This is a genomic window from Citrobacter sp. S39 (assembly GCF_009495675.1).
Taxonomy (GTDB): domain Bacteria; phylum Pseudomonadota; class Gammaproteobacteria; order Enterobacterales; family Enterobacteriaceae; genus Citrobacter; species Citrobacter freundii.
On the sequence record NZ_CP045555.1, the window covers coordinates 1,205,635 to 1,230,583 of the forward strand.

The window sequence follows — 24,949 nt, forward strand, 5'->3', positions numbered from 1 at the left end:
ATCTCGTCGCCAGGTGCCTATCCTGTCGCGATAATGCACGCTGGGAAGTTTTCAGATACCGCCTCTCTTAATACCGCTACGATCGGGTATACTCTGACGGCAGTTTCGTCTATCCGTGGAGAGTCAGTTTGCGTGTCAGTCGCTCGTTAACAATTAAGCAGATGGCAATGGTTGCGGCCGTTGTTATGGTGTTCGTTTTTATTTTTTGCACCGTTTTGTTGTTCCATCTGGTCCAGCAAAACCGCTATAACACGGCTACGCAACTGGAAAGTATCGCTCGCTCTGTTCGTGAACCTCTGTCGAACACTATCCTGAAAGGGGATATTCCCGAAGCGGAAGCTATTTTAAGAAGTATTCGGCCTGCAGGCGTAGTAAGTCGCGCCGATGTGGTGCTGCCTAATCAGTTCCAGGCGCTGCGGATGAGCTTTATACCCGAACGTCCGGTTCCGGTTACGGTGACCCGCCTGTTTGAGCTTCCGGTACAAATTTCGCTGCCGATCTATTCTCTTGAACGTTCCGCTAACCCACAACCGCTGGCGTATCTGGTGCTGCAGGCGGATTCGTACCGCATGTACAAATTCGTGATGAGTACGCTCTCGACGTTAGTGACCATTTACTTACTTTTGTCGCTAATACTGACCGTCGCCATCTCCTGGTGCATTAACCGCTTGATTGTGCACCCCTTACGTAAAATTGCCCGTGAGCTGAACGACATTCAGCAGCAGGACCTGATTGGTTATCAACTGGCATTGCCGCGTCTACATCAGGATGATGAGATTGGTATGTTGGTACGTAGCTACAATCTTAATCAGCAGTTGATTCAGCGACATAGCGAAGATCAAAGCGACTTAGCAATGCGTTTCCCGGTTTCCGAACTGCCCAATAAGTCGTTTTTAATGGGGCTACTGGAGCAGGTTGTTACCCGCCAACAGACGACGGCGCTGATGATTGTCACCTGCGAAACCCTACGTGACACCGCGGGTGTGTTAACCGAAACCCAGCGAGAAATCCTATTACTTACGCTGGTCGAAAAACTGAAGTCGGTATTGGCTCCCAGGATGGTGCTTACCCAGGTGAGTGGCTATGACTTTGCCATTATCGCCCATGGTGTAAAAGAACCCTGGCACGCTATTACGCTAGGTCAGCAAGTACTCACTATCGTTAATGAGCGGTTACCGATTCAGGGTATTCAACTACGTCCTACCTGCAACATTGGGGTGGCGATGTTTTATGGTGATTTAACCGCAGAGCAGCTCTACCGCCGCGCCCTGTCAGCTGTGTTAACGTCGCGTCATAAAGGTAAAAACCAAATTCAGTTCTTTGATCCGTTGCAGATGGAAGAGGCGCAGCAGCGTTTAACCCAAGAGAACGATATTTTAACCGCCATGGATAACCAGCAATTTGCGCTCTGGATGCAGCCCCAGGTAGAGATGTCCAGCGGCAAGGTATTGAGCGCAGAAGCATTATTGCGGATGCAGCAGCCGGACGGTAGCTGGGAGCTGCCGGAAGGGTTAATCGACAGAATTGAGTCTTGTGGTCTGATGGTGACAGTTGGTTATTGGGTGCTGGAAGAAACATGCCGCCAGCTGTCAGCCTGGCAAGAACGCGGTCTCATGCTGCCGCTCTCGGTGAATTTATCCGCTCTCCAGTTGATGCACCCAAGTATGGTGTCTGATCTGCTGGAGTTGTTGACGCGCTATCGCATTAAGCCTGGCACATTGATTCTGGAAGTGACCGAAAGCCGGCATATTGACGATCCCCACGCCGCAGTGGCCATTTTGCGACCGCTGCGCAACGCGGGTGTGCGTATCGCCCTGGACGACTTTGGCATGGGGTATGCGGGTCTGCGACAGCTACAGCATATGAAGTCGCTGCCGGTAGATGTACTCAAAATCGATAAGATGTTTGTCGATGGCGTGCCCGAAGATTGCAGCATGATCTCCGCCATCATTCAGTTGGCACATAGCCTCAACTTGCAGATGATCGCCGAAGGCGTTGAAACCGAAGCGCAACGCGAATGGTTATCAAAAGCCGGGGTGGAAGTGGCACAAGGCTTCCTGTTTGCCCGACCCGTTCCGGCAAATATCTTCGAAGAACGTTATCTGGCACCGGAAAGCGCTGATTACAAAAGTTAAAAAAGGTCTCGCTTGTGCGAGCCAGCTCAAAATTTTTAACATTTTTGTATCAATTATGATCCAGGTGCATTTCTGTCATGTTGAGTGGGTGTTACTTTAAGGCCGCAGGTTAAACAAAACCTTACAAGACCTGTGGTTTTTACTTTAAGGACACCCTATGAAGACCTCTATATTCAAAAGCCTTTACTTTCAGGTCCTGACAGCAATTGCCATTGGTATTCTCCTTGGCCATTACTACCCTGAATTAGGCGCCCAAATGAAGCCGCTTGGTGATGCTTTCGTTAAGCTCATCAAGATGGTCATCGCACCTGTCATCTTCTGTACTGTCGTGACCGGCATTGCAGGCATGGAAAGTATGAAAGCAGTAGGCCGCACCGGTGCGGTTGCACTGCTCTATTTTGAAATTGTCAGTACGATTGCGCTGATCATCGGCCTTATCATCGTCAACGTGGTGCAACCCGGTGCCGGAATGAACGTCGATCCGGCGACGCTGGACGCTAAAGCGGTTGCCATTTACGCTGAACAGGCAAAAGACCAGGGGATCGTAGGCTTCCTGATGGATATTATCCCGGGTAGCGTGATTGGCGCGTTCGCCAGCGGTAACATCCTGCAGGTATTACTGTTTGCGGTAATGTTTGGTTTTGCGCTGCACCGTCTGGGCAGCAAAGGCCAGATGATTTTCAACGTGATTGAAAGCTTCTCGCAGGTTATTTTCGGCATCATCAATATGATCATGCGCCTGGCGCCGATCGGTGCTTTCGGGGCCATGGCCTTTACCATCGGTAAATATGGCGTCGGAACGCTGGTGCAACTGGGTCAGCTGATAATCTGCTTCTACATCACCTGTATTCTGTTTGTGGTTGTGGTTCTGGGCTCCATTGCTCGCGCAACCGGCTTCAGCATTTTCAAATTCATCCGCTATATCCGTGAAGAACTGCTGATCGTACTGGGTACGTCTTCTTCTGAATCCGCGCTGCCGCGTATGCTCGATAAGATGGAAAAACTGGGCTGCCGGAAGTCGGTTGTCGGGTTGGTTATACCCACGGGCTACTCGTTTAACCTTGATGGGACATCAATCTATCTGACGATGGCGGCGGTGTTTATCGCTCAGGCAACCAACAGCCATATGGATATCTTCCATCAGATAACCCTGTTGGTGGTGCTCCTGCTCTCCTCAAAAGGTGCAGCGGGTGTGACCGGGAGTGGCTTCATTGTTCTGGCCGCGACGATCTCTGCGGTGGGCCATTTGCCGGTTGCGGGTCTGGCACTGATTCTTGGTATTGACCGCTTTATGTCTGAAGCACGTGCGCTGACTAACCTGGTCGGCAACGGTGTGGCAACTGTCGTCGTCGCTAAATGGGTCAAAGAACTGGACCATAAAAAGTTGGACGATGTGCTGAATAATCGTGCGCCGGATGGCAAAACGCACGAAATATCCTCTTAATCTCGTCACTTATGCCCGTATTCCCTTCCAGGACTGCGGGCGTTTGCGCATAATTACCCCCTGTGCCTGAAACCGTCGATTCGGCGGCTCGGGATTTTTTCACTTCTTCCGTGACATTTTTATGTTCTCGCGGTCTAACACGAAGTGTTTTTAACGTCATATTCAGAGAGTCCGTTTGCGGGCTGTCTTTTTATTTCCAGGATAGTTGATCAGGGGTTCACATGCAGGGCACAAAAATTCGACTTTTAGCGGGCGGCTTGCTGATGATGGCCACTGCCAGCTATGTGCAGGCAGATGCGCTCCAGCCTGACCCGGCGTGGCAACAGGGCACGCTGGCAAATGGTCTACAGTGGCAAGTGTTAGCCACTCCCCAGCGCCCCAGCGACCGTATTGAGGTCCGCCTGCTGGTTAATACCGGTTCACTCACCGAAAATACGCAACAGAGTGGTTTCAGCCATGCGATCCCACGTATCGCGCTGACGCAAAGCGGTGGCCTCGATGCCACGCAAGCCCGTTCATTGTGGCAGCAGGGGTTCGATCCCAAACGTCCCATGCCGCCGGTTATCGTTTCCTATGATTCCACGTTGTACAACCTCAGTCTGCCAAACAGCCGTAACGATCTACTGAAAGAGTCACTTTCTTACCTGGCGAATATCTCCGGCAATCTGAGCATCACCTCTGAAACGGTCAATCATGCGCTGAGCAGCGAAGATATGGTTGCAACCTGGCCGTCAGATACCAAAGAAGGGTGGTGGCGTTACCGTCTGAAGGGATCGACCCTGCTGGGGCACGATCCCGCCGATCCGCTGAAAACGCCTGTAGATGCGGCGAAAATTCAGTCTTTCTACCAGAAATGGTATACCCCGGACGCGATGACGCTGATCATCGTCGGTAACGTTGATGCACGCAGCGTAGCTGAGCAAATCAATAAAACCTTTGGCGAGTTAAAAGGAAAACGCGAAACGCCTGCACCGGTACCTACGCTCTCTCCGCTGCGAGCAGAAGCCGTAAGCATTATGACCGATGCGGTACGCCAGGATCGCCTGTCTATTATGTGGGATATGCCGTGGCAACCGATCCGTGAATCTGCCGCGTTGTTACGTTACTGGCGCGCTGATTTAGCTCGTGAGGCGCTGTTTTGGCACATTCAGCAAGAGCTAACCAAAAACAATGCCAAAGACATTGGCCTCGGATTTGACTGCCGGGTGCTGTTCCTGCGCGCGCAGTGTGCGATTAACGTTGAGTCGCCAAACGATAAGCTGAACGCCAATCTGGGTACGGTTGCGCGTGAGCTGGCGAAAGTGCGTGATAAAGGACTTCCGGAAGAAGAGTTCAATGCGCTGGTCGCGCAAAAGAATCTGGAACTGCAGAAGCTGTTTGCCACCTATGGTCGTACCGATACCGATATTTTGATCAGCCAGCGTTTGCGCTCGCTGCAAAATCAGGTGGTGGATATTGCGCCTGAACAGTATCAGCGTTTACGCCAGAGCTTCCTCAACAGCCTGAGTGTTGAGATGCTGAATCAGGACCTGCGACAGCAGCTGTCGCAAGATATGGCGTTAATTCTGCTGCAGCCGAAGGGTGAACCTGAATTCAATATGAAGGATCTGCAGGCGACGTGGGATAGCATTATGGCGCCCGTTACCGCAGCGGCAACATCTGTTGAAACGGATGAATCACACCCTGAAGTGACAGATATCCCGCCGGTACAATAACCTGTAGGCCGGATAAGACGGTTACGCCGCCATCCGGCATTGGAGATGCCGGGGGCGCTTCGCTTGCCCGGCCTACGGTATGCAGACCGGATAATCGACGTTATTGCGGCATAGCGTCGCGTGGGATAATCGCCCCGCGGTGCTGAATCACGGTGCTTGCCGTCAGGTGGCCGCGTTTTGCGGCATCAGCGGCATTGCCACCGGTCAGACGTACCGCCAGATATCCGGCGCTGAAGGAGTCTCCGGCCGCAGTGGTATCGATCACCTTCTCTTTCGGCAATTTAACGGCCGGAACATCGATGAGCGCTTCGCCCGCGATGGAAACCAGGCAAGAGTCTGCGCCACGCTTCACAACCACTTCCTGTACACCAGCTGCGTGAGTACGGGCAATCACCTCAGCAACGGGTTTTTCACCCCACAGCGCGTCTTCATCGTCCAGCGTCAGGAATGCGATACTGGTGCATTCCAGCATCTGCTGATACACCTGCTGGGTTTCTTCTTTGCTGCTCCACAGACGCGGGCGGTAGTTATTATCAAAAATGACCTTTCCACCGTTGGCACGGCATTCACGCAGCAACGACAGCAGCTTGTCACGACTTGCCGGGCTTAAAATCGCCAGGCTGATTCCGCTCAGATACAAGTAATCAAATGTCGCCAGCTCTTCGCAAATCGCTGCAGACTGCTCGCTCTCCAGCCAGAATTTTGCGGCGGCTTCATTACGCCAGTAATAGAAGGTGCGCTCGCCAGTGCTGTCGGTCTCAATGTAGTAGAGACCCGGCAGGCGGTTTTCCATGCGCTGGGTTAATGAGGTATCCACGTTTTCACCCTGCCAGGACTCCAGCATTTGTTGGCTAAAACTGTCGGTACCCAGTGCAGTCACATAGTGTACGGAAAGTGCCGCAGCATCGACCTGACGGGCGATATAAACGGATGTATTCAACGTGTCGCCACCGAATCCGCGCTGAACGTCAGCGCCTTTCTGTGACAGCTCAATCATGCATTCGCCAATCACGGCAATCTTTCTGGACATAGTCGTAACCTGCTCTGAAAAAAATTAGCGTTAGTGTGCGCTGTGGGTGTTAAGCGGTCAACTATATTAAAACATCGTTCCATTATTTTTTTGAGCCAGCACGTGTTCTGCGTTGTTTTTGCCGCTTAGTTTTTATTTTTGCGCACAGCTGAACGTAAAGTTCTGCGTCTGAGCGCCGATAACCTTTGACGAGTCCGGTCAGTCACACTCTTATTTACAGGACATCTCAGATGATAAAGCAGGTTACCCAGCAGCTCATTACGCTCGATGCGAGTATTGAAAACTTGCAGGAGAGACGCTATTGGCTGCAGTGCGAGCGTGCTTACACCTACCAGCCAATTTACCAGACCAACGGACGACTGATGGCTGTTGAACTGCTGACTGTCGTGAGCCATCCTGATAATCCATCCCAACGTATTGCGCCAGACCGCTATTTTGCCGAAGTAACCGTCCGACATCGTGTTGATGTGGTGATAGAACAACTTCTTCAACTTGAGCTGAAAGGGGACTTTTTCAGAGCCAACAACCTGCTGGCTTCCGTGAACGTCGATGGACCAACGCTCATAGCGATGCGCCAGGATCCCGAAATCCTGAAAATCATTGAAGGCCTGCCGTGGCTGCGTTTTGAGCTAGTGGAACATATCCGCTTACCGAAGGGGTCGTCCTTCGCCTCAATGTGCGAGTTTGGCCCGCTCTGGCTGGATGATTTTGGTACCGGAATGGCGAACTTCTCGGCGCTTAGTGAAGTGAATTATGACTATATCAAAGTGGCGCGAGACTTGTTCGTCATGCTGCGCAAGACGCCGGAGGGACGTAATCTCTTCACACTACTATTACAGCTGATGAACCGCTATTGCCGCGGCGTGATTGTCGAAGGCGTTGAAACGCTGGAAGAGTGGCGTGATGTGCAAAACTCACCAGCTTTTGCCGCGCAAGGCTATTTTCTCTCTCGTCCAGTGCCTCTGGACACGCTTGAAGAGGTGATCCTGTCGCTTTGATGAGGACGTAGAACACCTCCTTTTCATCCTGCTGGACTATCTTTAGGACAGGCAAGGAAGGAAGTAGAGAGGTTAGACATGACGAAAACAGGTAAAATAACCACTTCAGTAATAGGGGTTTTCTTGTTGTTGATCGTCGTACTCATCATTGTGATTGCGACATTTGACTGGAACCGGCTCAAACCGACCATCAACCAGAAAGTCTCTACAGAACTCAACCGGCCCTTTGCTATACGGGGTGACCTGGGTGTGGTTTGGGAACGCCAGAAGCAGGAAACCGGCTGGCGTAGCTGGGTTCCGTGGCCGCATGTTCATGCTGAAGATATCATCCTCGGCAACCCGCCAGACATTCCTGACGTTACCATGGTGCATCTCCCGCGTGTTGAAGCTACGCTCGCCCCACTGGCACTGCTGACAAAAACCGTCTGGCTCCCGTGGGTCAAGCTGGTCAAACCCGATGCGCGGCTGATCCGCCTGTCGGAGAAAAACAATAACTGGACCTTTAACTTAGCTGGGGACGAAAACCGCGATCCTAATGCGCCGCCATCCGCGTGGTCGTTCCGGCTGGATAACATTCTGTTTGACCAGGGACGCATCGCCATTAACGATAAGATGACGAAGTCGGAGATTGAGATCCTGGTCGATCCGCTGGGCAAACCGTTGCCCTTTAGCGAAGTGACCGGCGCAAAAGGTAAAGAGAGCAACGCCCACGTCGAGGACTACGTGTTTGGTCTGAAAGCGCAAGGGCGATATAACGGCGAACCGCTAAGCGGTAGCGGAAAAATTGGCGGAATGCTGGCGCTGCGTGGTGAAGATACGCCTTTCCCGATTCAGGCTGATTTCCGTTCGGGCAATACGCGCGTAGCGTTTATCGGCACGATAAACGATCCGATGAACATGGGCGGGGCGGATCTACGACTTAAATTCTCGGGAGATTCGCTAGGGGATTTATACGATTTGACCGGCGTGCTGCTTCCGGATACGCCGCCGTTTGAAACCGACGGACGTCTGGTGGCGAAAATTGACCCGGAAAAATCCTCTGTTTTTGATTATCGCGATTTCAATGGCCGCATTGGCGACAGCGATATTCACGGAACGCTGGCCTACACCACCGGCAAGCCGCGACCAATGCTGAAGGGCGATGTGGAATCACGCCAGCTGAGGCTGGCCGATTTGGGGCCGCTGATCGGGGTGGATTCAGGCAAAGGGGCGGAACGGGCAAAACAATCTGAACAGCGCAAAGGTGAGAAGAGCGTTCAGCCTGCGGACAAGGTGTTGCCGTATGACCGTTTTGAAACTGACAAATGGAACGTCATGGACGCTGACGTGCGTTTCAAAGGACGGCGTATTGAGCATGGCAGTAGCCTACCGATCAGCGATCTCTCCACTCATATCATCCTGAAAAATGCCGACCTGCGTCTGCAACCGCTGAAATTTGGTCTTGCTGGAGGCAGCATTGTTTCCAGCATCCATCTGGAAGGGGATAAAAAGCCGATGCGGGGGCAGGCGGATATCCAGGCTCGCCGCCTGAAGCTTAAAGCGCTGATGCCGGATGTGGAACTGATGCAAAAAACGCTTGGTGAAATGAACGGTGACGCCAGGTTTAGTGGGAGCGGAAACTCGGTGGCGGCGCTGTTGGGTAACAGCAATGGCAACCTGAAACTGCTGATGAATGACGGTTTGATCAGCCGGAATCTGATGGAAATTGTGGGCTTGAATCTGGGGAACTATCTTGTCGGGCAGATATTTGGCGATGACGAAGTGCGGGTGAACTGCGCGGCGGCGAATCTGGATATTGTTAACGGCGTGGCGCGTCCGCAGATTTTTGCTTTTGATACGGAAAACGCAGTCATTAATGTCACCGGTACGGCAAGCTTTGCGTCGGAGCAACTGGATTTAACCATCGATCCGGAGAGTAAAGGGATTCGTATTATTACTCTGCGTTCGCCGTTGTATGTTCGCGGCACCTTTAAGAATCCGCAGGCAGGCGTGAAGGCCGGACCGCTGATTGCGCGCGGTGCGGTTGCTGCTGCGCTGGCAACGCTGGTGACGCCAGCGGCGGCCCTGCTGGCGCTGATTTCACCTTCTGAAGGGGATGCTAATCAGTGCCGGACAATCCTGTCGCAGATGAAGAAGTGATGAGAGCGCCGGATGAGGTGTAAACACCTTATCCGGCCTACGGGGGATTGCAGTTTGTAGGCCTGATAAGCATAGCGCCATCAGGCAATCAAATTACAGCGATTGATGCCGTGTCTCATGGGTTAACAGCAGCGCAATCAGCGTTAACGCCGCCATTGATGCCAGATACGTACCGACTGCCGCCAGACCATAATTCGCCTGCAACCATGCAGCGATGTATGGGGCAACGGAAGCACCAAGAATCGACGAAACGTTGTACGAGAACGACGCCCCCGTGTAGCGCACTTCGGTCGGGAACAGCTCCGGCAGCAGCGCGCCCATCGGACCAAATGTCAGCCCCATCAGGCTTAAGCCCAGCAACAGGAAGGCGAAAACCAGCACCGGATTGCCAGAGCCGAGCAGTGGTTTAAAGGCAAACAGCGCAAACAGAATGATAAGCGTGGTGATGATGAGCATGCTCTTGCGACGACCAAATGCGTCGGCCAGCAGGCCCGCCACCGGCACCATGACGCCAAAGCCAATCACCGCCATCATCAGCATCCACAACACTTCATTACGCGGCAGGCCAAGTCCTACAGGCGCGGCTGCGGTGCTGAACGTCATCGAATAGACGGTCATGATATAGAACAGCGTATAGGTTGCCAGCATGATGAACGTGCCGAGGATCGTAACGCGAACATGTTTGGTCAGCAGGGTACCCAGCGGGATTTTCACCTGCTTTTTCGCCGCGGCTACTTTGGCGAAGACCGGGGATTCATGCAGCGAAACGCGAACGTACAGCCCGATAATCACCAGTACCGCAGAGAAGATGAACGGTACGCGCCAACCCCAGCTCATGAACTGCTCGTCGGTCAGCAGCCAGGAGAGCAGCAGAAAGGTACCATTGGCGAAGAAGAAGCCAATAGGCGCGCCCAACTGCGGAAATGATCCGTACAGCGCGCGTTTGCGCGGTGGTGCGTTTTCCGTCGCCAGCAACGCCGCGCCGCCCCATTCACCGCCCAGACCTAAACCCTGACCAAAACGCGCCAGCGCCAGCAGCAAGGGGGCGAAAATGCCGATTGTTTCATAGCCCGGCAGCAGGCCAATCACAACCGTCGAGATCCCCATGGTGAGCAGTGAGGCAACCAGCGTGACTTTACGGCCGACGCGATCGCCGAAATGCCCGAATACCGCAGAACCGATCGGTCGTGCCACAAAGGCGATAGCAAAAGTCGCCAGGGACTGTAGCGTCGCGGCAGTCGGATCCCCCTGCGGGAAGAAGATATGCGGGAACACGATCACCGCGGCGGTGGCGTAAATATAGAAGTCGAAGAACTCAATGGCGGTGCCAATGAGCGAGGCGACGACGACTTTATTGCGCGAGTTGACCGGTGTGTGTTCCTGTTCGTTGTCGAGTGTTGTGGCTGTTGCTTGCATAATATTTTCTTATTTTTGGCCGAACGAAAGGTCATATTACGCACAGCAAAAGAGACATTTCAATCTGTAACAAACTTTGAGAATGGTCAAAAATGGAGCAAAAAGGGGATAATTTTTAGGCTTGAGATTTCACTTCCATGAAATGCTTCACATAATTTAAAACTTAGATGATAAAACTAGTTTTTGGTTAAATAAAAGTTACGGGTTGGATTTATTCACTAAATCAGTGAGATCGGGCGGCATTATAATTGCCGGATGGAGCTGCGCTTATCCGGCCTACAAAACTCACCCGTAGGCCGGATAAGACGCGTGCGACGCCATCCGGTAATTCACAACTAATCCGGCGGTGGCTACTGCGTTTTCCCCGGCATACGTGGGTCGTCTTTGTATTCTGCGGTGGCAATCCAGGCAGCGCAAAACAGAGTCAGACGAGCGAAGAAGTAGAAGAACGCCATCAATCCAAGCACGGAACCAAACGCCGCGCCTGACGGCGATTGCACCAGTGACGGCAGGGTATATGTCATGATCATTTTGATGACTTCAAACCCCAGAGCCGCGATAAATGTGCCGCGTATGAGCGCTTTCTTACGCGGTCGGTGACGCGGTAGCCGCCAGAAAATCCAGAAGAACAGCAAGTAGTTGGCGAAAATAGAGATGGTCAGGCCGATCAGCCGCCAGGCGGGCTTCAGCCATTCGATACCGTCGAGATACAGCGCAGAGATAATCATCTGCTGGGCGGAACCGGCGATAGAGGTAATGGACAGGGTAACAATCAGCGCAACCAGTAAGCCAATCAATGAGATAAAATCACGCAGATATTTGACCCAAATTTTTTCCTGATCCTGTGGGGTACGCTCCCAGACATCCCGCGACTGAGCACGAATCGCTTCGCGCAGGTTTCCCATCCAGTTAATGCCGGAATAGAGCGCGATGCCAAGCCCTACCAGACCTACAGTGGTACGTTGCTGTACGGCGGTATTAATGGTGTTTTTCAGCGTAGAGGCGAGCGTCGGATCGCTGACGTTCAACAAAATCTTGCTGAAGATATCCTGCAACAGTGTAGGGTGCGAAGCGAGAATAAAACCCGCGGCGGCAAACGACACCATCAGGATCGGGATCATCGAGAGAAACGAGAAGTAGGTAATGGCGGCGCCAAACTGATTTCCCATACGATCGTTAAACCGCTCTGCGGCACGAATAAGATGGGCGATGATGGGCTGACGTTGAATTTTATCGGCGAAGGTCAGAGCCGTTTTCAGCGCCTGGTTCGCTTTAGCGTTTTTCTCCGGCGCGGCGGAGGCTGGTTTATGTTCTGGCGTAGGGTGTTTTGCGTCTTGTTCCTGCGTCATCCGATCGGTTGTCCTTATTTTCTTCACTCATGACATTATAGCCTGCTCAGGGGCGCATCCTGAAAAATGGACTAATCCACATAGTCTTTCATCACGCCAGTCAGCCATTCCATAAACAGATGTACCCGGCGAGAGAGGTTGCGTCGATGCGGATAAAGCAAAGAGACCGGCATTGGCTCGGCGCGATATTGCGGCAACACTTCGACCAGCGTACCGGCGCGCAGGGCATCACGCACGCCAATGCGCGGTACCTGAATAATGCCCAGACCGGCAAGGCATGCCGCGTGATAGGTTTCGGTACTGTTTACCGTTAGCATGCCGCCGGTTTTAACCCATTGCGTGCCGTTTTCTGTCGCCACTTCGAAACCTTGCGCACGCGTTCCCAAATTGACCGAGTAGTGCACCACTGCATGTGAAGCTAAATCCTCCAGGCTTTCCGGATAACCAAAGCGGGCGAGGTACTGCGGGCTGGCGCAGTTAATCTGCGTGAGTTTCCCCACTGGGCGCGCAATCAGCCCTGAATCTTTCAGCGTGCCTACGCGTACCACACAGTCGAAACCTTCGCGGACCAAATCCACCAGGCGGTCGCTGCTGCTGAGTTCGAGCTCAAGGCCGGGATACTGATGCAAGAAAGTGGGTAAGCGGGGCATCACCAGGTTTCTCGCCACGCCAACCGGCATATCGACGCGCAGCTTGCCGCTGATGCTGGATGGATCGTGATGAAATAGTCCATCCAGTTCATCCAGATTGCTCAACAAATCTTTTGCGCGTTCGTAATAGATCATACCGTCTTGTGTGAGCTGAACGCGGCGGGTAGTGCGGTGCAACAACTGTGTGCCCAGATGATTTTCCAGGGCCTGGATTTGGCGCGATACGCTACCTTTAGGAAGACCAAGGGTGTCTGCCGCACGCGAAAAGCTCTCCAGTTCTGCGACGCGGATGAACAACTGCATTGCGTGAATTTTATCCATTCTCATGCCCTATTGTTGTTCCAAATGAAACAGTAATGCGCAACAGACGACATTTATTGTTTTTCTATCACCTAATAAGCTTTATCTCAATCATCACAACGTCGGAAATGAGGTTTCTTATGACGCAACGTATCGCATTAGTGACTGGTGGTAGTCGTGGGCTCGGTAAAAACGCCGCACTTAAGCTGGCTGACAGAGGAACGGACATTATCTTTACCTACAACAGCCAGCAGCAGGCGGCGCTGGATGTGGTTGCTGAAATTGAGCAAAAAGGCAGAAAAGCTGCGGCAATACAACTGAATGTCAGCGATGTGGCTGGCTTTGAGTCCTTTACTCATGAGGTACAAGCGCAGCTGAAGAGCATGTGGAATCGTGAGGCGTTTGATTATTTAGTGAACAATGCCGGAATTGGTCTGTATGGCGCTTTTGCCGATACCTCCGAAGCGATGTTTGATCAATTAGTGAACATTCACTTTAAGGGCCCCTTCTTCCTGACCCAACGTCTGTTGCCGTTGATCCAGAATGGCGGCAGGATCCTGAATGTTTCATCGGGACTGGCGCGTTTTGCACTGCCAGGGTATGCCGCCTATGCCTCAATGAAAGGGGCGATGGAAGTACTGACGCGTTATCAGGCGAAAGAACTGGGAGAGCGGGGTATTTCAGTAAATATCATCGCGCCTGGGGCGATTGAAACCGATTTTGGCGGCGGTCGACTGCGGGATAATAAAGAGCTGAATGCATATGTGGCATCGCAAACGGCGCTGGGACGCGCGGGCTTGCCGGATGATATTGGCGACGCGATTGCCGCGTTGCTCAGCGATGAGCTGGCCTGGATGACAGCGCAGCGTATCGAAGTATCGGGCGGAATGTTCCTGTAAATCGCTCGTATCTTATTCAGCTTTTGAGCAATAGAAAACCGGTGCGCCACTCCAGGTAAAAATATAGCTGGTGGCGTTTACCGGTATTATCTGCAATCTAATTCAGCGATCGCGGTGCCGAAAGAAATCCGGGATAAACTTTCTGAATAACTCATTTTTCTTCGACAGCGGATTTGTCTCAGAAGAAATCATGATCACTTCCTCATCCCCCACGTATTCAGAATTTAATTCTTCGAAATGTTAAAAATTCGACATTAAAAATTGAGCGTTCGACCGCGTATGTGAAAACATGGCCTATGTGCTAAAAATTTCGCATAGGAAGAATAATAAATCGTGAATTTCATTTATAACCTTAAATCTACCATAAACGAATACTAAACGACCGCTTCCTCATAGTAGATTGGGATGAAGATTGGAAAGCATTTATAGCAGTCATATAATCCACCATACAAACGGTATGGATTATCTCAACGCTTATATGTAGAGGTGCATGTTCGTCTTCATTTAACGTGGGTATAAGATATGGGCTATCGTCTATATGGATTTATGATTGGTGCTGAAATTCATTTTGACATTTCTAATCGCCGACTGTATCGGCTTACGGGTAGCCATACCGAGAAAAACATCGTTTTTGCGTCAATTTACTTTAATGAAACAATGCTCAGGCTTTTCCTGTATTTATTAATAAATGCCAGGAGCCAGCCGGTACCGAAAGAAGAGTTATATGAAAAAATCTGGGAAGCGCATAATCTGAGCCCTTCTGCGCAAAGATTATGGCAAGTCCTGCACAATCTTAATAATAAACTTGGCCTGCTGGGGTTACCCAGGGATTTTATCCTTAATATAAGAGGTCAGGGTTATGTCATCAATTATCCTGATGTTATTCCCGTTTATTACAAAGTGAGCGAACTCCCAACTCATGCTGTCAAAAAAAGGGAGAAAATAGATAACCTGAGTGAGTGATGTCAACCCAGGTATTTGCCCTGAGCATGTAGTGCGAGGGGCTTTTTTTATCGTTATCTTTGCTTTCTATTTTCAATGAATGTTCGCTAAGCGCACTTTGAGTCAGATGCGATGGCGCTCATGCAAAAGCTTGCCCCTGCAAGCGTTCAGCGGGTTATCGAACTGGCGAAGAAGATGAATCTGCGGGCGATAGCCGAAGGTGTTGAGACTCAGGTTCAGGCCCATTATTTGCGCTTAAAGAACTGTGATTTTTTACAAGACCAGTTTGTTTGAAGTCCTGATCACAGTGATGCAATCACCCGTAGCCTTCAGTGTCGATTGATATAGCAACGCTGTTAGGCGGAAAACTACAGTTGATGATCATTTAATGCGATATTTCGTTTTGTAACATATTTGTCTGCTATCGTGAGTTCCTTATTTTTATCAAAGAATATAAACTTCGAAAAATTAATATTAATAAGCTGATTTTGAGTATTGGATATTAAGGATTTCCTTAATGTTTAGCGCCACTTTTGTCCCTTTGTGTGATTATTTGGTTTGAGCTGTAACTATTTGCGATTTCTACTTTTTTCTTCTCCGTCTATCGGTAAAATGGCCCCCGCCAAATGGTGACTTCTTATTTTACCCCTCGGGTAATACCCTTCCGCGTGTTAAGGCTAGTATCTTATTCAGACGGAGATAAGTAATGCAGGTAATAATGTTTGACAGGCAGTCGATATTTATTCATGGAATGAATGTAAGTTTACAAGAGCGTATTCCAGGAGTGGATGTTCAGGGTGTCAGTCAGGCAGATGACCTTTGGCAGAAACTGGAAGACACCCCTGATGCACTGATAATGCTGGATGGCGACCAGGACGCTGAGTTCTGCCGTGACTTGCTACAGCAGATAGCGCAACGCTTTTCGACGGTAAAAGTGCTGGTAACAGCAACGGACTGCCGTAAAAAATGGCTGCAGGAGGTTACGCAATTGAATGTGCTGGCCATTGTTCCACGCGACTCTGACGCGGAAACCTTCACGCTGGCTCTCAATAGCATTGCAATGGGAATGATATTTATCCCCAGAGATTGCATGGCAACCCCCGAGAACAGCGGGCAAAATATCAGATCGCTTAGTGCGCGTCAGCGAGAGATTCTGACTATGCTTGCCGCCGGAGAATCAAATAAACAAATTGGTCGATTGTTAAATATCAGCACCGGAACGGTCAAAGCCCATCTTGAATCGCTGTATCAGCGCCTCGAGGTAAAAAACCGTACGCAGGCGGCAATGATGTTAAACGACGCTATTTAACGGGCGAATATTTCACAGTCAGAACGTTTCTGGCTGTGAAATAACCCCCAAGCAGAATTCTGCAGCACAAAACCGGCTTATCCCCACGCTGAGCATCCACGCAATTAACGCTTCCTGTTGAAACCTTTCTTTTATTTGCGGCATTTTCTGGTGTATGAATTCCTCGCAGATTTCCAGATCCGCGAGCAGTAGTGTTTCTGCCTGCGTTACCGAAACAGGCGCAGGAAAGCTTTCATCGGATGTGATTTCGTGCCCGTAGCCAATCACCCAGACACCATTTTTGTCCTGATACTTTTCCAGTGACAGGCCTTGCCATTGTTTAATAAATGCAACACAGGCGGGCGTGAAATACGTTGAATGGAGTGGCATATTCATCTCTGTACAAAGAGACCTATTTTAAGAAACCACCCTCGTTACGCCAGTTGCCATACAGCCAGTTTTTTCAGCAAAACGTCTTATGCTGCGGGTGGCTGATAGTCGTGTTTTAACAGGCCGAAAATCCAGTCATCATTCCAGTTTTGATGCAGCCAGTAGCTTTCCCGCAGCGTGCCTTCGTGAATGAACCCGACCTTTTCCAACAGACGCCGTGAGGCTTCGTTTCCTGCGGTGACACAGGCCGTCAGCCGGCGTAGCCCTCCGGTGGTAAATGCAAAATCGCAAACTGCATGCAGAGATTCAGTACCATAACCTTTCCCCTGCGCTTCAGGGGCGAGCAGAAAACCGACCTCGGCACATTCATTGTTCTCATGAATATATCCAGTCACTCCAAGCGGTGCTCCCGATGCCTTATCGCACAGGACCAGACATAGCCAGTGCGGGCTGCCGGGAGACCATTCAGGCAGGCGGGAGTTGAAGGCTGTCCGTATCTCTTCTTCACTACGCGTGTCAGCGACAAAGCGCATCACATCTGGATTCTGCTGTAGTGTTAAGAAGAACGTCCAGTCATTTTCTGTCAGTGGGCGGCAGAGCAGACGTGATGTTTGCAATACAGGCACAGGCTTATCTCCAGAATAATTTTCAATGATTGTGCGGAAGTCACTGTAAAACTTATTTATTTGCTATATGAATGTGTTCTAGTCTACATCGGCACAACGTTGCGTTTAAAAAAGATAATTACATACCATGATGAGGCCGCACGTTTTGGGTCCTTTTAGGGAAGATGATGACCAATAGCGCGTTACAAGCGACATGTACACCCTTTGAACATTGTCTGGGGATTATCCGTCAGGCGTCGATAGAAATATTATTGCTGTTAGGCGTACATGTCACAGAAGGCAAAGACCCTCGGTGGTTTCTCGAACAACTGGATCAGGCACGACTGAATCTGGGCGGCTGGGGGGCTGTCGCCAGACGGTTGCAGATGAATGATGCGCAATTGAGCCAGTTCACTCTGCGGCTACGCCATCTTCAACAGAGTGTACCCCAATATGAAAATGGCCAGGATGTCAGTGAAAACCAGCTGATTTCAGCGCTGCGCTTTGTGGCCTCTCTGGAACAATTGCGCCAGCAACAGCCCATCCTGAAGTATCAAACCGAAATTGCACCTGTAGAGCCGGATGCTCAGATGCGGGCGCAGCGTCAACTTCGCGCAATAGAATTAACCCTCAAATCCCTGATTGCGCGGGTATGGCCGGATCAGCATCCTCTCAACAGCTTCCTGAAACAGCACTTTGGCGGTGAACGTCTGCGTCGCTGGCTAAAGTTAGGCGAAGGACGAGATGCGCTGGACGGTATGATTTTTAGCGAGCTGGCACTGATGGTCGTCGATAAGAAATTATTCGTTCGCCACTTTACGCAGATTTTTAACGATACCTCGGTGCTGATGTCGTTTGTTGAGCCGCGCATCACGCTACGCATGTTTTTGGATGATTGCCGCCTGGCTCGTAACTACGTTATCGCGCAGCAGCCGCTGACGTCAGTACAATTGCTGTTGCTGGACTACCAGTACCGGCAGATAACTCATCCTGTGCAACGGGCATTTGAAGAACGGCGTACGCGCATTAATCCTGCGTCGTATCTGGAATCTGATGAGTCCATGGTCCGCCAGTTTTGGGAAACGGCAAAGCAAAAAGACGAGCAAGCGGGAGGCGATAAGCATGAAATCGCAGACAGTATTGATCCGCCGGAGAAGCGGGCCAAACGCTCGGCGGAAGAACGTGAACAGCTGATTTCCGGCATGTTGTGGGTAGCGGTCGGCGTGATGGTGCTGGCGATTTCGCTGGGTGCGTTCTGGTTATTCACTTCGCCAGCGCCACAGGCGTCATCCGGACAATCCGTTGAAATTGTGCAGGAGGAACCGCGACGTGACGCCCCCAGCGCGCGGGAGGCGGTGACCCGAATGGGTATCACCTGGGATGCCTTTAACATGCGGGCGGCTATCGATCGCAATGACACCCGCGTGACGTCACTGTTCCTGCAGGGTGGGATGGACTGGAAGCTGGCGTGGACGGAGCAGGCGTTCTCAGCGGGCAATACCGAGGTGTTGAGACTGCTGCTGCGTTACCCTTCGCAGATGGATGAAAGCAAACCATGCCGACAGTTTATGACTACGCTCAGCCATGCAATGTCGAATGGGGCGTCACTCACATCGCTGCATAAAAGTTATCTGCAAAGTTTTTGTTCGGTGCCTGCGGTCGTTGCGCGTCAGCAATATGATCTTGAGCAGGCCGAGCTGCGTGTTCGCGCCCAGCCAAGCCCTGAGAACAAGAAATGGCAGAAAATTCATGCCGAGTTATACGATGCGATTAACTGACATCCTGATGACTCAGACCGTCAGCCGCTAGGGTTCGCCATACAAACCGATGAGTCGGCGCACCACGCCATTGGTCCAGCCAAAGCCGTCCTGCAACGGATATTCCCCGCCGCCGCCTTCGCGCGGCGCTGCGTCGGCTATGTGGTATTTTTCGATAAGCTTGTGGTGTTCCTGATAAAAGAGATTCACCGTTTTCAACCAGTTACGGGCGATTTCATCCCCGAGATGGTCGTCACCGTACAGTTTGAAGCCCTGGATCGCCATCCACTGCAGCGGCGCCCAGCCGTTCGGTTTATCCCACTGTTCCCCAGTTTCATGCTCCGTGGCTAAAATACCACCGGGCGTGAGCAGGCGACTGCGAACCGCGTTAGCAAGCCGGTCGGCTTGTTCATGTGTTGCCATACCGACATACAGCGGCACAATACTGGCGGCAGAGAACAGGGCCATTTGTTCGCGCCGCCAGTCGTAATCGCGATAGCAGCCGTTTTCATCGTCCCACAGATAGCGGTTTACCGCATCGCGACGGTCACTGGCTTTCTGGCGAAACAGCGCTTCCGTTTCTTTGTCGCCTTTCAGCGCGGAAATATTGGCGATAGTGCTTTCCAGCTTGTAGAGGAAGGCGTTCAGATCAATCGGGATGAACTGCGTGGTGCGTATGCTGGCAAGGCGGCCTGCATCGCGTAGCCAGCGCGAGGAATAATCCCAGCCGGAGGCCGCGCCCGCGCGCAAATCCCGATACACCTCATTGGGTGGACGACCCGAATGCTTGGCGGTTTCGACGTCTTCAAGCCAAGATTCATCACGCGGCGTATCACGATCGTCCCAATAGCGGTTGAGCAGAGAGCCGTCCGACATTCTGATCACGTGACGGTAGGCCTGGTTGAGCACCAGGGAATCGGCGCCATCCATCCAGAATGCGTATTCCATTTTCAGATGTTCAAGGTAACGACGTGCGCCGCGTACGCCATCCTCTTCAAACAGTTCCACCATCAGCGCAAAGACCGGCGGCTGCGAACGGCTTAGATAGTAAGTACGGTTACCGTTGGGGATGTGGCCATAGTTTTCAATCATCCAGGCAAAGTTATCCGCCATACATTTCAGCAGGTCTTCGCGACCGCTCTCTGCCAGACCCAGCATGGTAAAGTAGGAATCCCAGTAGTAGGTTTCGCTAAAACGTCCGCCGGGCACAATATATGATTGCGGTAACGCCAGCAGCGAGGACCAGGGAATGTGATCCTGCGGCTCGCGCGTCAGCACAGGCCACAGTTGATCGATATGCTCTTTCAGCGAGCTTGCCGGATCGGACACATATTCACTGGAGGGCGTTTCCGGTAGCCAGAAATGGTTTTCGACAAAGCGTCGCAGATCAAAGTCGCGGTGGCGTTTAACTTTGCGATAGCGGATCAAAATGTCCAGTGGGTCCATTTTGGGCGCACAATCAGGGAAGGTTTTGCTATCAGCAAATAGTTTGGATGACTGGACGTGTTCAAACAGCTCGAGGTAACGATCGGCGGGGGTTAACGCATCTGACGCGGGTAACCCTGCAATCATCTCCGGCTCTGGCTCTGCCTCAATCATTTCATCCAGCTTTAACTCGCACGGATCCATTTCATAAAGCAGATCGATATCGATCGTCATTTCTTCTGAAGGGGCGTGGGGTAGTTTCTGGTTGAGCATGATGAGAAAGACCTCCGATGGACGTTGAAAGATTAAGGCTATTGCCCGGTCGTCAGTTAAGCGTAGACATTCGCTTCGGTGTCTGGTGAGTAAAGCGTGCGGTTGATCACGTTTTAGTGCTGCATATTATTTAGAAAATAAGACTATCCCAATGAATATAATGAAGAATTCATAATTCCGCGTGACCTGAAGATATTTCATTTTCAGAACATTCGATTGCAACGAGTTGTGAACGGAAAACCATAACGGCTTATCTCCGTAATAGGCACAGGCTATTCTATCGATAGTTATCCCCCATGTAATTGCTTGATACTTATCAAAATAATAAATCCCTTACTTTCTATGATGGTTAAGTCTGATAAAGACTATGCACTCATTATTCTAATTTTTCTGGGTCACAATAACTCACAACGGTGAGGGTAAAATAATGAAAATCATTACCCGTCTTACCGCGATTGCCATAGCTGGCGTCGTGATTTGTTATTTTGGATTATCCGGTTATGTGTGGTATCACGATAATCAACGTAGTAAACAGGCAGATGTTCAGGCCTCTACGCTGGAAGAAAATAATAAAGTATTAGGTTTTTTACGCGAAAAAGGATGCGATTATTGTCACACGCCTTCAGCTGAATTACCTTTCTATTCTTCTTTTCCTGTCGCTAAGCAGTTGATGAATTACGATATTCAACTGGGATACAAATCATTCAATCTTGAGGCCGTTCGTGCGGCGCTGGTCGCAGATAAACCCGTTTCGCAAAGCGACCTGAATAAAATTGAATGGGTGATGCAGTACGACACCATGCCGCCGACGCGTTATACCGCACTGCACTGGGCCGGCAAGGTAAGCGATACGGAGCGAGCAGAGATCCTGGGCTGGATTGCGAAACAGCGCGAGCAGTATTACGCCAGTAACGATACCGCCGTGCAGCATCGTAATGAGCCTGTGCAGCCGATACCGGAAAGCATTCCGACCGATGCCCGCAAAGTGGCGCTGGGCTTTACGCTTTATCACGACCCGCGTATTTCCGGTGACAGCACGATTTCTTGCGCGCACTGCCATGCCCTGAATGCGGGCGGCGTGGATGGCCGCAAAACGTCAATCGGCGTAGGCGGCGCGGTTGGTCCTATCAACGCGCCGACGGTATTTAACTCAGTCTTCAACGTTGAACAATTCTGGGATGGCCGTGCGCCAACATTGCAGGCGCAGGCAGGCGGCCCGCCGTTGAACCCTATCGAGATGGCGTCTAAATCCTGGGATGAAATTATCCAGAAACTGGATAAGGATCCGCAACTCAAACAAGAGTTTATCGCGGTTTATCCGCAGGGATTCAGCGGAGATAATATTACCGATGCGATTGCTGAGTTTGAGAAAACGCTAATTACGCCAAATTCGCCGTTTGATAAATGGCTACGCGGTGATGAAGCGGCGTTAACCGCCCAGCAGAAACATGGCTATCAGTTGTTTAAAGATAATAAGTGCGCGACCTGTCATGGCGGTATTATTTTAGGCGGGCGTTCATTTGAGCCATTGGGTTTGAAAAAGGACTTTAATTTCGGCGAGGTCACTGCCGCAGATATTGGCCGCATGAACGTCACTAATGAATTACGTGACAAGCTGCGTCAAAAAGTCCCTGGCTTGCGTAACGTTGCGCTGACCGCACCTTATTTCCATCGAGGTGATGTGCCTACGCTCGACGGTGCGGTAAAACTGATGCTGCGTTATCAGGTGGGTAAAGAACTGCCGCAGGAAGATATCGACGATATCGTGGCGTTCCTTGAGAGTCTGAACGGGGTGTATACGCCGTATATGCAGGGTAAATAAGAGAAAACCGGATGGCAAAGCGCCATCCGGTATTTTATTGATTAACGCATGGTAACGAACTCTTCTGCTGCCGTTGGGTGAATCGCAACGGTGTTATCAAAGTCTTTCTTGGTGGCGCCCATTTTCAGTGCGACCGCGAAGCCTTGCAGCATTTCATCCATTCCAAAACCAATACCGTGAATACCGACAATCTTCTCTTCCGGACCGACGCAAACCAGCTTCATGCGGCACGGCTGACGATGTGAAGTGACAGCGGTATACATCGCGGTAAATGATGATTTATACACTTTCACCTGGTCATCGCCGTGCTGTTCACGAGCCTGCTGCTCGGTCAGGCCCACGGTGCCAATTGGCGGATGGCTGAAGACCACGGTCGGGATGTTGCTGTAGTCCAGATGTTCGTCCGGTTTGTTGTTAAACAGACGCTCGGACAGGCGACGGCCCGCGGCAACGGCAACCGGCGTCAGCTCAACGGCGCCGGTATTATCGCCGACGGCATAAATACCCGGCACGCTGGTGTTCTGATATTTATCAACGACGATGTAGCCTTTTTCGTTGGTTTTCACGCCAGTAACTGCCAGGTTGAAGTTATCGGTGGCTGGTTCACGACCAATTGCCCAAATCAGGCAATCTACCGTTTCGCTACGACCATCTTCCAGTTGCAGGGTCAGGCTGCCGTCAGCGTTTTTAACGACCGCTTCCGGAATCGCGTGGGTATGCAGAGTCGGGCCTTCGGCGTTCATCACTTCAACCAGCGTGTCGACGATCATCGGGTCGAAGCTGCGTAGCGGCGCGTGTTTACGCACGAACAGATGCGTTTGGGCACCCAGGCCGTTAATCACGCCTGCCAGCTCAACGGCGATGTAACCTGCGCCGACGACCGCAACGCGTTTCGGCAGCGCGGGCAGCTCAAAGAAACCGTCGGAGTCGATCCCGTATTCCACACCCGGAATGTTCGGATGGCTCGGGCGACCGCCGGTGGCGATCAAAATATGATCGGCAGTAATGGTTTCACCGTTCACTTCAATGGTTTTGGCATCCACAAAGCGGGCAAAGCCTTTAATCACATCGACATTATTTTTGCCCAGCACATTGTCGTACGAGGTATGAATACGATCGATATAAGCGGTACGCGTGGCGATCAGTTTATCCCAGTCGAACTTATTGATGGTGGTGTCGAAACCGTAATCCGGCCCGTACATGTGGATCGCTTCGCGAACCTGGGCGGCATGCCACATCACTTTCTTTGGTACGCAGCCCACGTTAACGCAGGTTCCGCCTAACTCTTTGGCTTCAATGAGTGCGCATTTCTGGCCGTACATTGCTGCACGGTTAATGGAGGCAATACCGCCGCTGCCGCCGCCAATAGCGATGTAATCATAGTGCTTGGTCATGACCGCTCCTTCATGTTCATTGTAGGGCGGAGAAGCGTTACGCCATCCGCCAAAATATTCGCGATTGTATACCTGATATTAAAAGGTTCCACCGATGGCTGCGATTACTCCGGCACGATCCAGCTTACCGAGGTATGACCGGTTCCTGCCGGAACCAGTTTGCTGTGCAACCACGGCAGAACGTTGTTCATCTGCTGCTCCAGCTTCCACGGCGGGTTAATCACAATCATGCCAGACGCTGTCATACCGCGCTGATCGCTGTCCGGGCGCACCGCCAGTTCAATTTGCAGAATTTTGCGGATGCCGGTGTCTTCGAGATCGTGGATCATGCGCTTGATTTGTTGGCGCAGAACCACCGGATACCACAGCGCATAGGTGCCGGTCGCGAAACGCTTGTAGCCTTCGTTAATACCGGTGACCACCGCCTGATAGTCGCTTTTGATTTCGTAGGGTGGATCGATAAGGATCAGCCCACGACGTGAAACCGGTGGCAATTTTGCTTTCAGCTGCTGATAACCATCGGCTTTGGCCACGCGTGCGCGCTCATCTTTCTGGAATTCGCCGCGCAGCAGGGGAAAGTCGCTCGGGTGCAGTTCAGTTAATTGCAGGCTATCCTGTTCGCGCAGCAGCTGGCGAGCAATTAACGGAGAGCCCGGGTAGTAGCGCAACTGACCGCTACGGTTGAAGTGTTGCACTACGCCAATGTAGGGTTCCAGTTCGGCAGGCAAATCGTCCTGCTGCCAGATACGGGCGATCCCTTCCAGATATTCACCGGTACGTTCGGCATGCTCACTGCTCAGCTGATAACGGCCAGCACCAGCATGGGTGTCCAGATAGAGAAACGGTTTTTCTTTCTCTTTGAGCGATTCAATGATCAGGCTCTGGACGGTGTGTTTCAGGACGTCGGCGTGGTTGCCTGCGTGATAACTGTGGCGATAACTGAGCATGGGTAATGAAATTCCGCTGAAATGACGATTT

20 protein-coding genes are annotated in these 24,949 nt (G+C 51.4%); 11 read left to right on the forward strand and 9 right to left on the reverse strand.

Annotated elements, in window-relative coordinates; all coding sequences use genetic code 11:
* The first annotated feature begins 128 nt into the window (after positions 1-128).
* From hmsP to GFB57_RS05650, 3 genes are all read left to right on the forward strand, one after another.
* Positions 129-2,135, forward strand: a complete 2,007-nt coding sequence (hmsP, locus tag GFB57_RS05640; RefSeq protein ID WP_003023299.1) for a biofilm formation regulator HmsP — start codon at positions 129-131, stop codon at positions 2,133-2,135.
* A 157-nt stretch (positions 2,136-2,292) separates the two neighbouring features.
* Complete coding sequence (gene dctA / locus GFB57_RS05645) at positions 2,293-3,579, forward strand: C4-dicarboxylate transporter DctC (RefSeq protein WP_003023301.1); 1,287 nt, start codon at positions 2,293-2,295, stop codon at positions 3,577-3,579.
* 221 nt (positions 3,580-3,800) lie between these two features.
* On the forward strand, positions 3,801-5,294 hold the full coding sequence (locus tag GFB57_RS05650) for a pitrilysin family protein (RefSeq protein ID WP_003023304.1): 1,494 nt from the start codon (positions 3,801-3,803) through the stop codon (positions 5,292-5,294).
* A gap of 100 nt (positions 5,295-5,394) precedes the next feature.
* On the opposite strand, the gene GFB57_RS05655 is transcribed toward GFB57_RS05650, so the two are convergent.
* Positions 5,395-6,324, reverse strand: coding sequence for a sugar kinase (locus GFB57_RS05655; protein ID WP_003023305.1), 930 nt, complete (start codon positions 6,322-6,324; stop codon positions 5,395-5,397).
* A gap of 230 nt (positions 6,325-6,554) precedes the next feature.
* On the opposite strand from GFB57_RS05655, the gene pdeH reads away from it, so the two are divergent.
* Both pdeH and GFB57_RS05665 read left to right on the forward strand, forming a co-directional pair.
* Positions 6,555-7,322, forward strand: a complete 768-nt coding sequence (gene pdeH / locus GFB57_RS05660; protein WP_003023308.1) for a cyclic-guanylate-specific phosphodiesterase — start codon at positions 6,555-6,557, stop codon at positions 7,320-7,322.
* Between the two features lie 78 nt (positions 7,323-7,400).
* Positions 7,401-9,461, forward strand: coding sequence for an AsmA family protein (locus tag GFB57_RS05665; RefSeq protein ID WP_003846134.1), 2,061 nt, complete (start codon positions 7,401-7,403; stop codon positions 9,459-9,461).
* 93 nt (positions 9,462-9,554) lie between these two features.
* Here GFB57_RS05665 and GFB57_RS05670 read toward each other — a convergent pair whose 3' ends face one another.
* The 3 genes from GFB57_RS05670 to GFB57_RS05680 all read right to left on the reverse strand — a co-directional run bounded on the left by GFB57_RS05670 (position 9,555) and on the right by GFB57_RS05680 (position 13,197).
* Complete coding sequence (locus GFB57_RS05670) at positions 9,555-10,877, reverse strand: MFS transporter (protein ID WP_003023312.1); 1,323 nt, start codon at positions 10,875-10,877, stop codon at positions 9,555-9,557.
* A gap of 350 nt (positions 10,878-11,227) precedes the next feature.
* Positions 11,228-12,226, reverse strand: a complete 999-nt coding sequence (yhjD, locus tag GFB57_RS05675) for an inner membrane protein YhjD (RefSeq protein ID WP_003023314.1) — start codon at positions 12,224-12,226, stop codon at positions 11,228-11,230.
* A 71-nt stretch (positions 12,227-12,297) separates the two neighbouring features.
* Positions 12,298-13,197: a LysR family transcriptional regulator gene (locus tag GFB57_RS05680; RefSeq protein ID WP_003023316.1), complete on the reverse strand. Its 900-nt coding sequence runs from the start codon at positions 13,195-13,197 to the stop codon at positions 12,298-12,300.
* A gap of 119 nt (positions 13,198-13,316) precedes the next feature.
* Between GFB57_RS05680 and GFB57_RS05685 the strand changes: the two genes are divergently transcribed.
* The 4 genes from GFB57_RS05685 to GFB57_RS05700 all read left to right on the forward strand — a co-directional run bounded on the left by GFB57_RS05685 (position 13,317) and on the right by GFB57_RS05700 (position 16,326).
* On the forward strand, positions 13,317-14,075 hold the full coding sequence (locus GFB57_RS05685; protein WP_003023319.1) for an SDR family oxidoreductase: 759 nt from the start codon (positions 13,317-13,319) through the stop codon (positions 14,073-14,075).
* A gap of 522 nt (positions 14,076-14,597) precedes the next feature.
* Positions 14,598-15,038 carry a winged helix-turn-helix domain-containing protein gene (locus GFB57_RS05690; RefSeq protein ID WP_003023322.1) on the forward strand — a complete coding sequence of 147 codons (441 nt, stop codon included), beginning with the start codon at positions 14,598-14,600 and terminating at the stop codon, positions 15,036-15,038.
* 120 nt (positions 15,039-15,158) lie between these two features.
* Positions 15,159-15,311: an EAL domain-containing protein gene (locus GFB57_RS05695; protein ID WP_225623515.1), complete on the forward strand. Its 153-nt coding sequence runs from the start codon at positions 15,159-15,161 to the stop codon at positions 15,309-15,311.
* A 412-nt stretch (positions 15,312-15,723) separates the two neighbouring features.
* Complete coding sequence (locus GFB57_RS05700; protein ID WP_003023327.1) at positions 15,724-16,326, forward strand: response regulator transcription factor; 603 nt, start codon at positions 15,724-15,726, stop codon at positions 16,324-16,326.
* Positions 16,327-16,344: 18 nt separating this feature from the next.
* Here GFB57_RS05700 and GFB57_RS05705 read toward each other — a convergent pair whose 3' ends face one another.
* Positions 16,345-16,695: a hypothetical protein gene (locus GFB57_RS05705; RefSeq protein ID WP_003023330.1), complete on the reverse strand. Its 351-nt coding sequence runs from the start codon at positions 16,693-16,695 to the stop codon at positions 16,345-16,347.
* An 86-nt stretch (positions 16,696-16,781) separates the two neighbouring features.
* Positions 16,782-17,321, reverse strand: a complete 540-nt coding sequence (locus GFB57_RS05710) for a GNAT family N-acetyltransferase (RefSeq protein WP_003023332.1) — start codon at positions 17,319-17,321, stop codon at positions 16,782-16,784.
* Between the two features lie 167 nt (positions 17,322-17,488).
* Here GFB57_RS05710 and GFB57_RS05715 point away from each other — a divergent pair, with 167 nt between their 5' ends.
* The gene (locus GFB57_RS05715; RefSeq protein ID WP_003023334.1) at positions 17,489-19,078 is read left to right on the forward strand and encodes an STY4199 family HEPN domain-containing protein; all 1,590 of its coding nucleotides are present in this window, start codon (positions 17,489-17,491) and stop codon (positions 19,076-19,078) included.
* Between the two features lie 27 nt (positions 19,079-19,105).
* Here GFB57_RS05715 and GFB57_RS05720 read toward each other — a convergent pair whose 3' ends face one another.
* On the reverse strand, positions 19,106-20,755 hold the full coding sequence (locus GFB57_RS05720) for an alpha,alpha-trehalase (protein WP_003023337.1): 1,650 nt from the start codon (positions 20,753-20,755) through the stop codon (positions 19,106-19,108).
* Between the two features lie 427 nt (positions 20,756-21,182).
* On the opposite strand from GFB57_RS05720, the gene GFB57_RS05725 reads away from it, so the two are divergent.
* Entirely contained in the window at positions 21,183-22,577 is a 1,395-nt protein-coding gene (locus GFB57_RS05725; protein ID WP_003023339.1) for a cytochrome-c peroxidase, read from the forward strand.
* Positions 22,578-22,618: 41 nt separating this feature from the next.
* Here GFB57_RS05725 and gorA read toward each other — a convergent pair whose 3' ends face one another.
* Together gorA and GFB57_RS05735 are read right to left on the reverse strand one after the other, a co-directional pair.
* Entirely contained in the window at positions 22,619-23,971 is a 1,353-nt protein-coding gene (gene gorA / locus GFB57_RS05730; protein ID WP_003023342.1) for a glutathione-disulfide reductase, read from the reverse strand.
* 104 nt (positions 23,972-24,075) lie between these two features.
* A complete protein-coding gene (locus GFB57_RS05735) occupies positions 24,076-24,918 on the reverse strand; it encodes a 23S rRNA (adenine(2030)-N(6))-methyltransferase RlmJ (RefSeq protein ID WP_003023347.1) in 843 nt (280 codons plus the stop codon).
* Positions 24,919-24,949 lie beyond the last annotated feature (31 nt).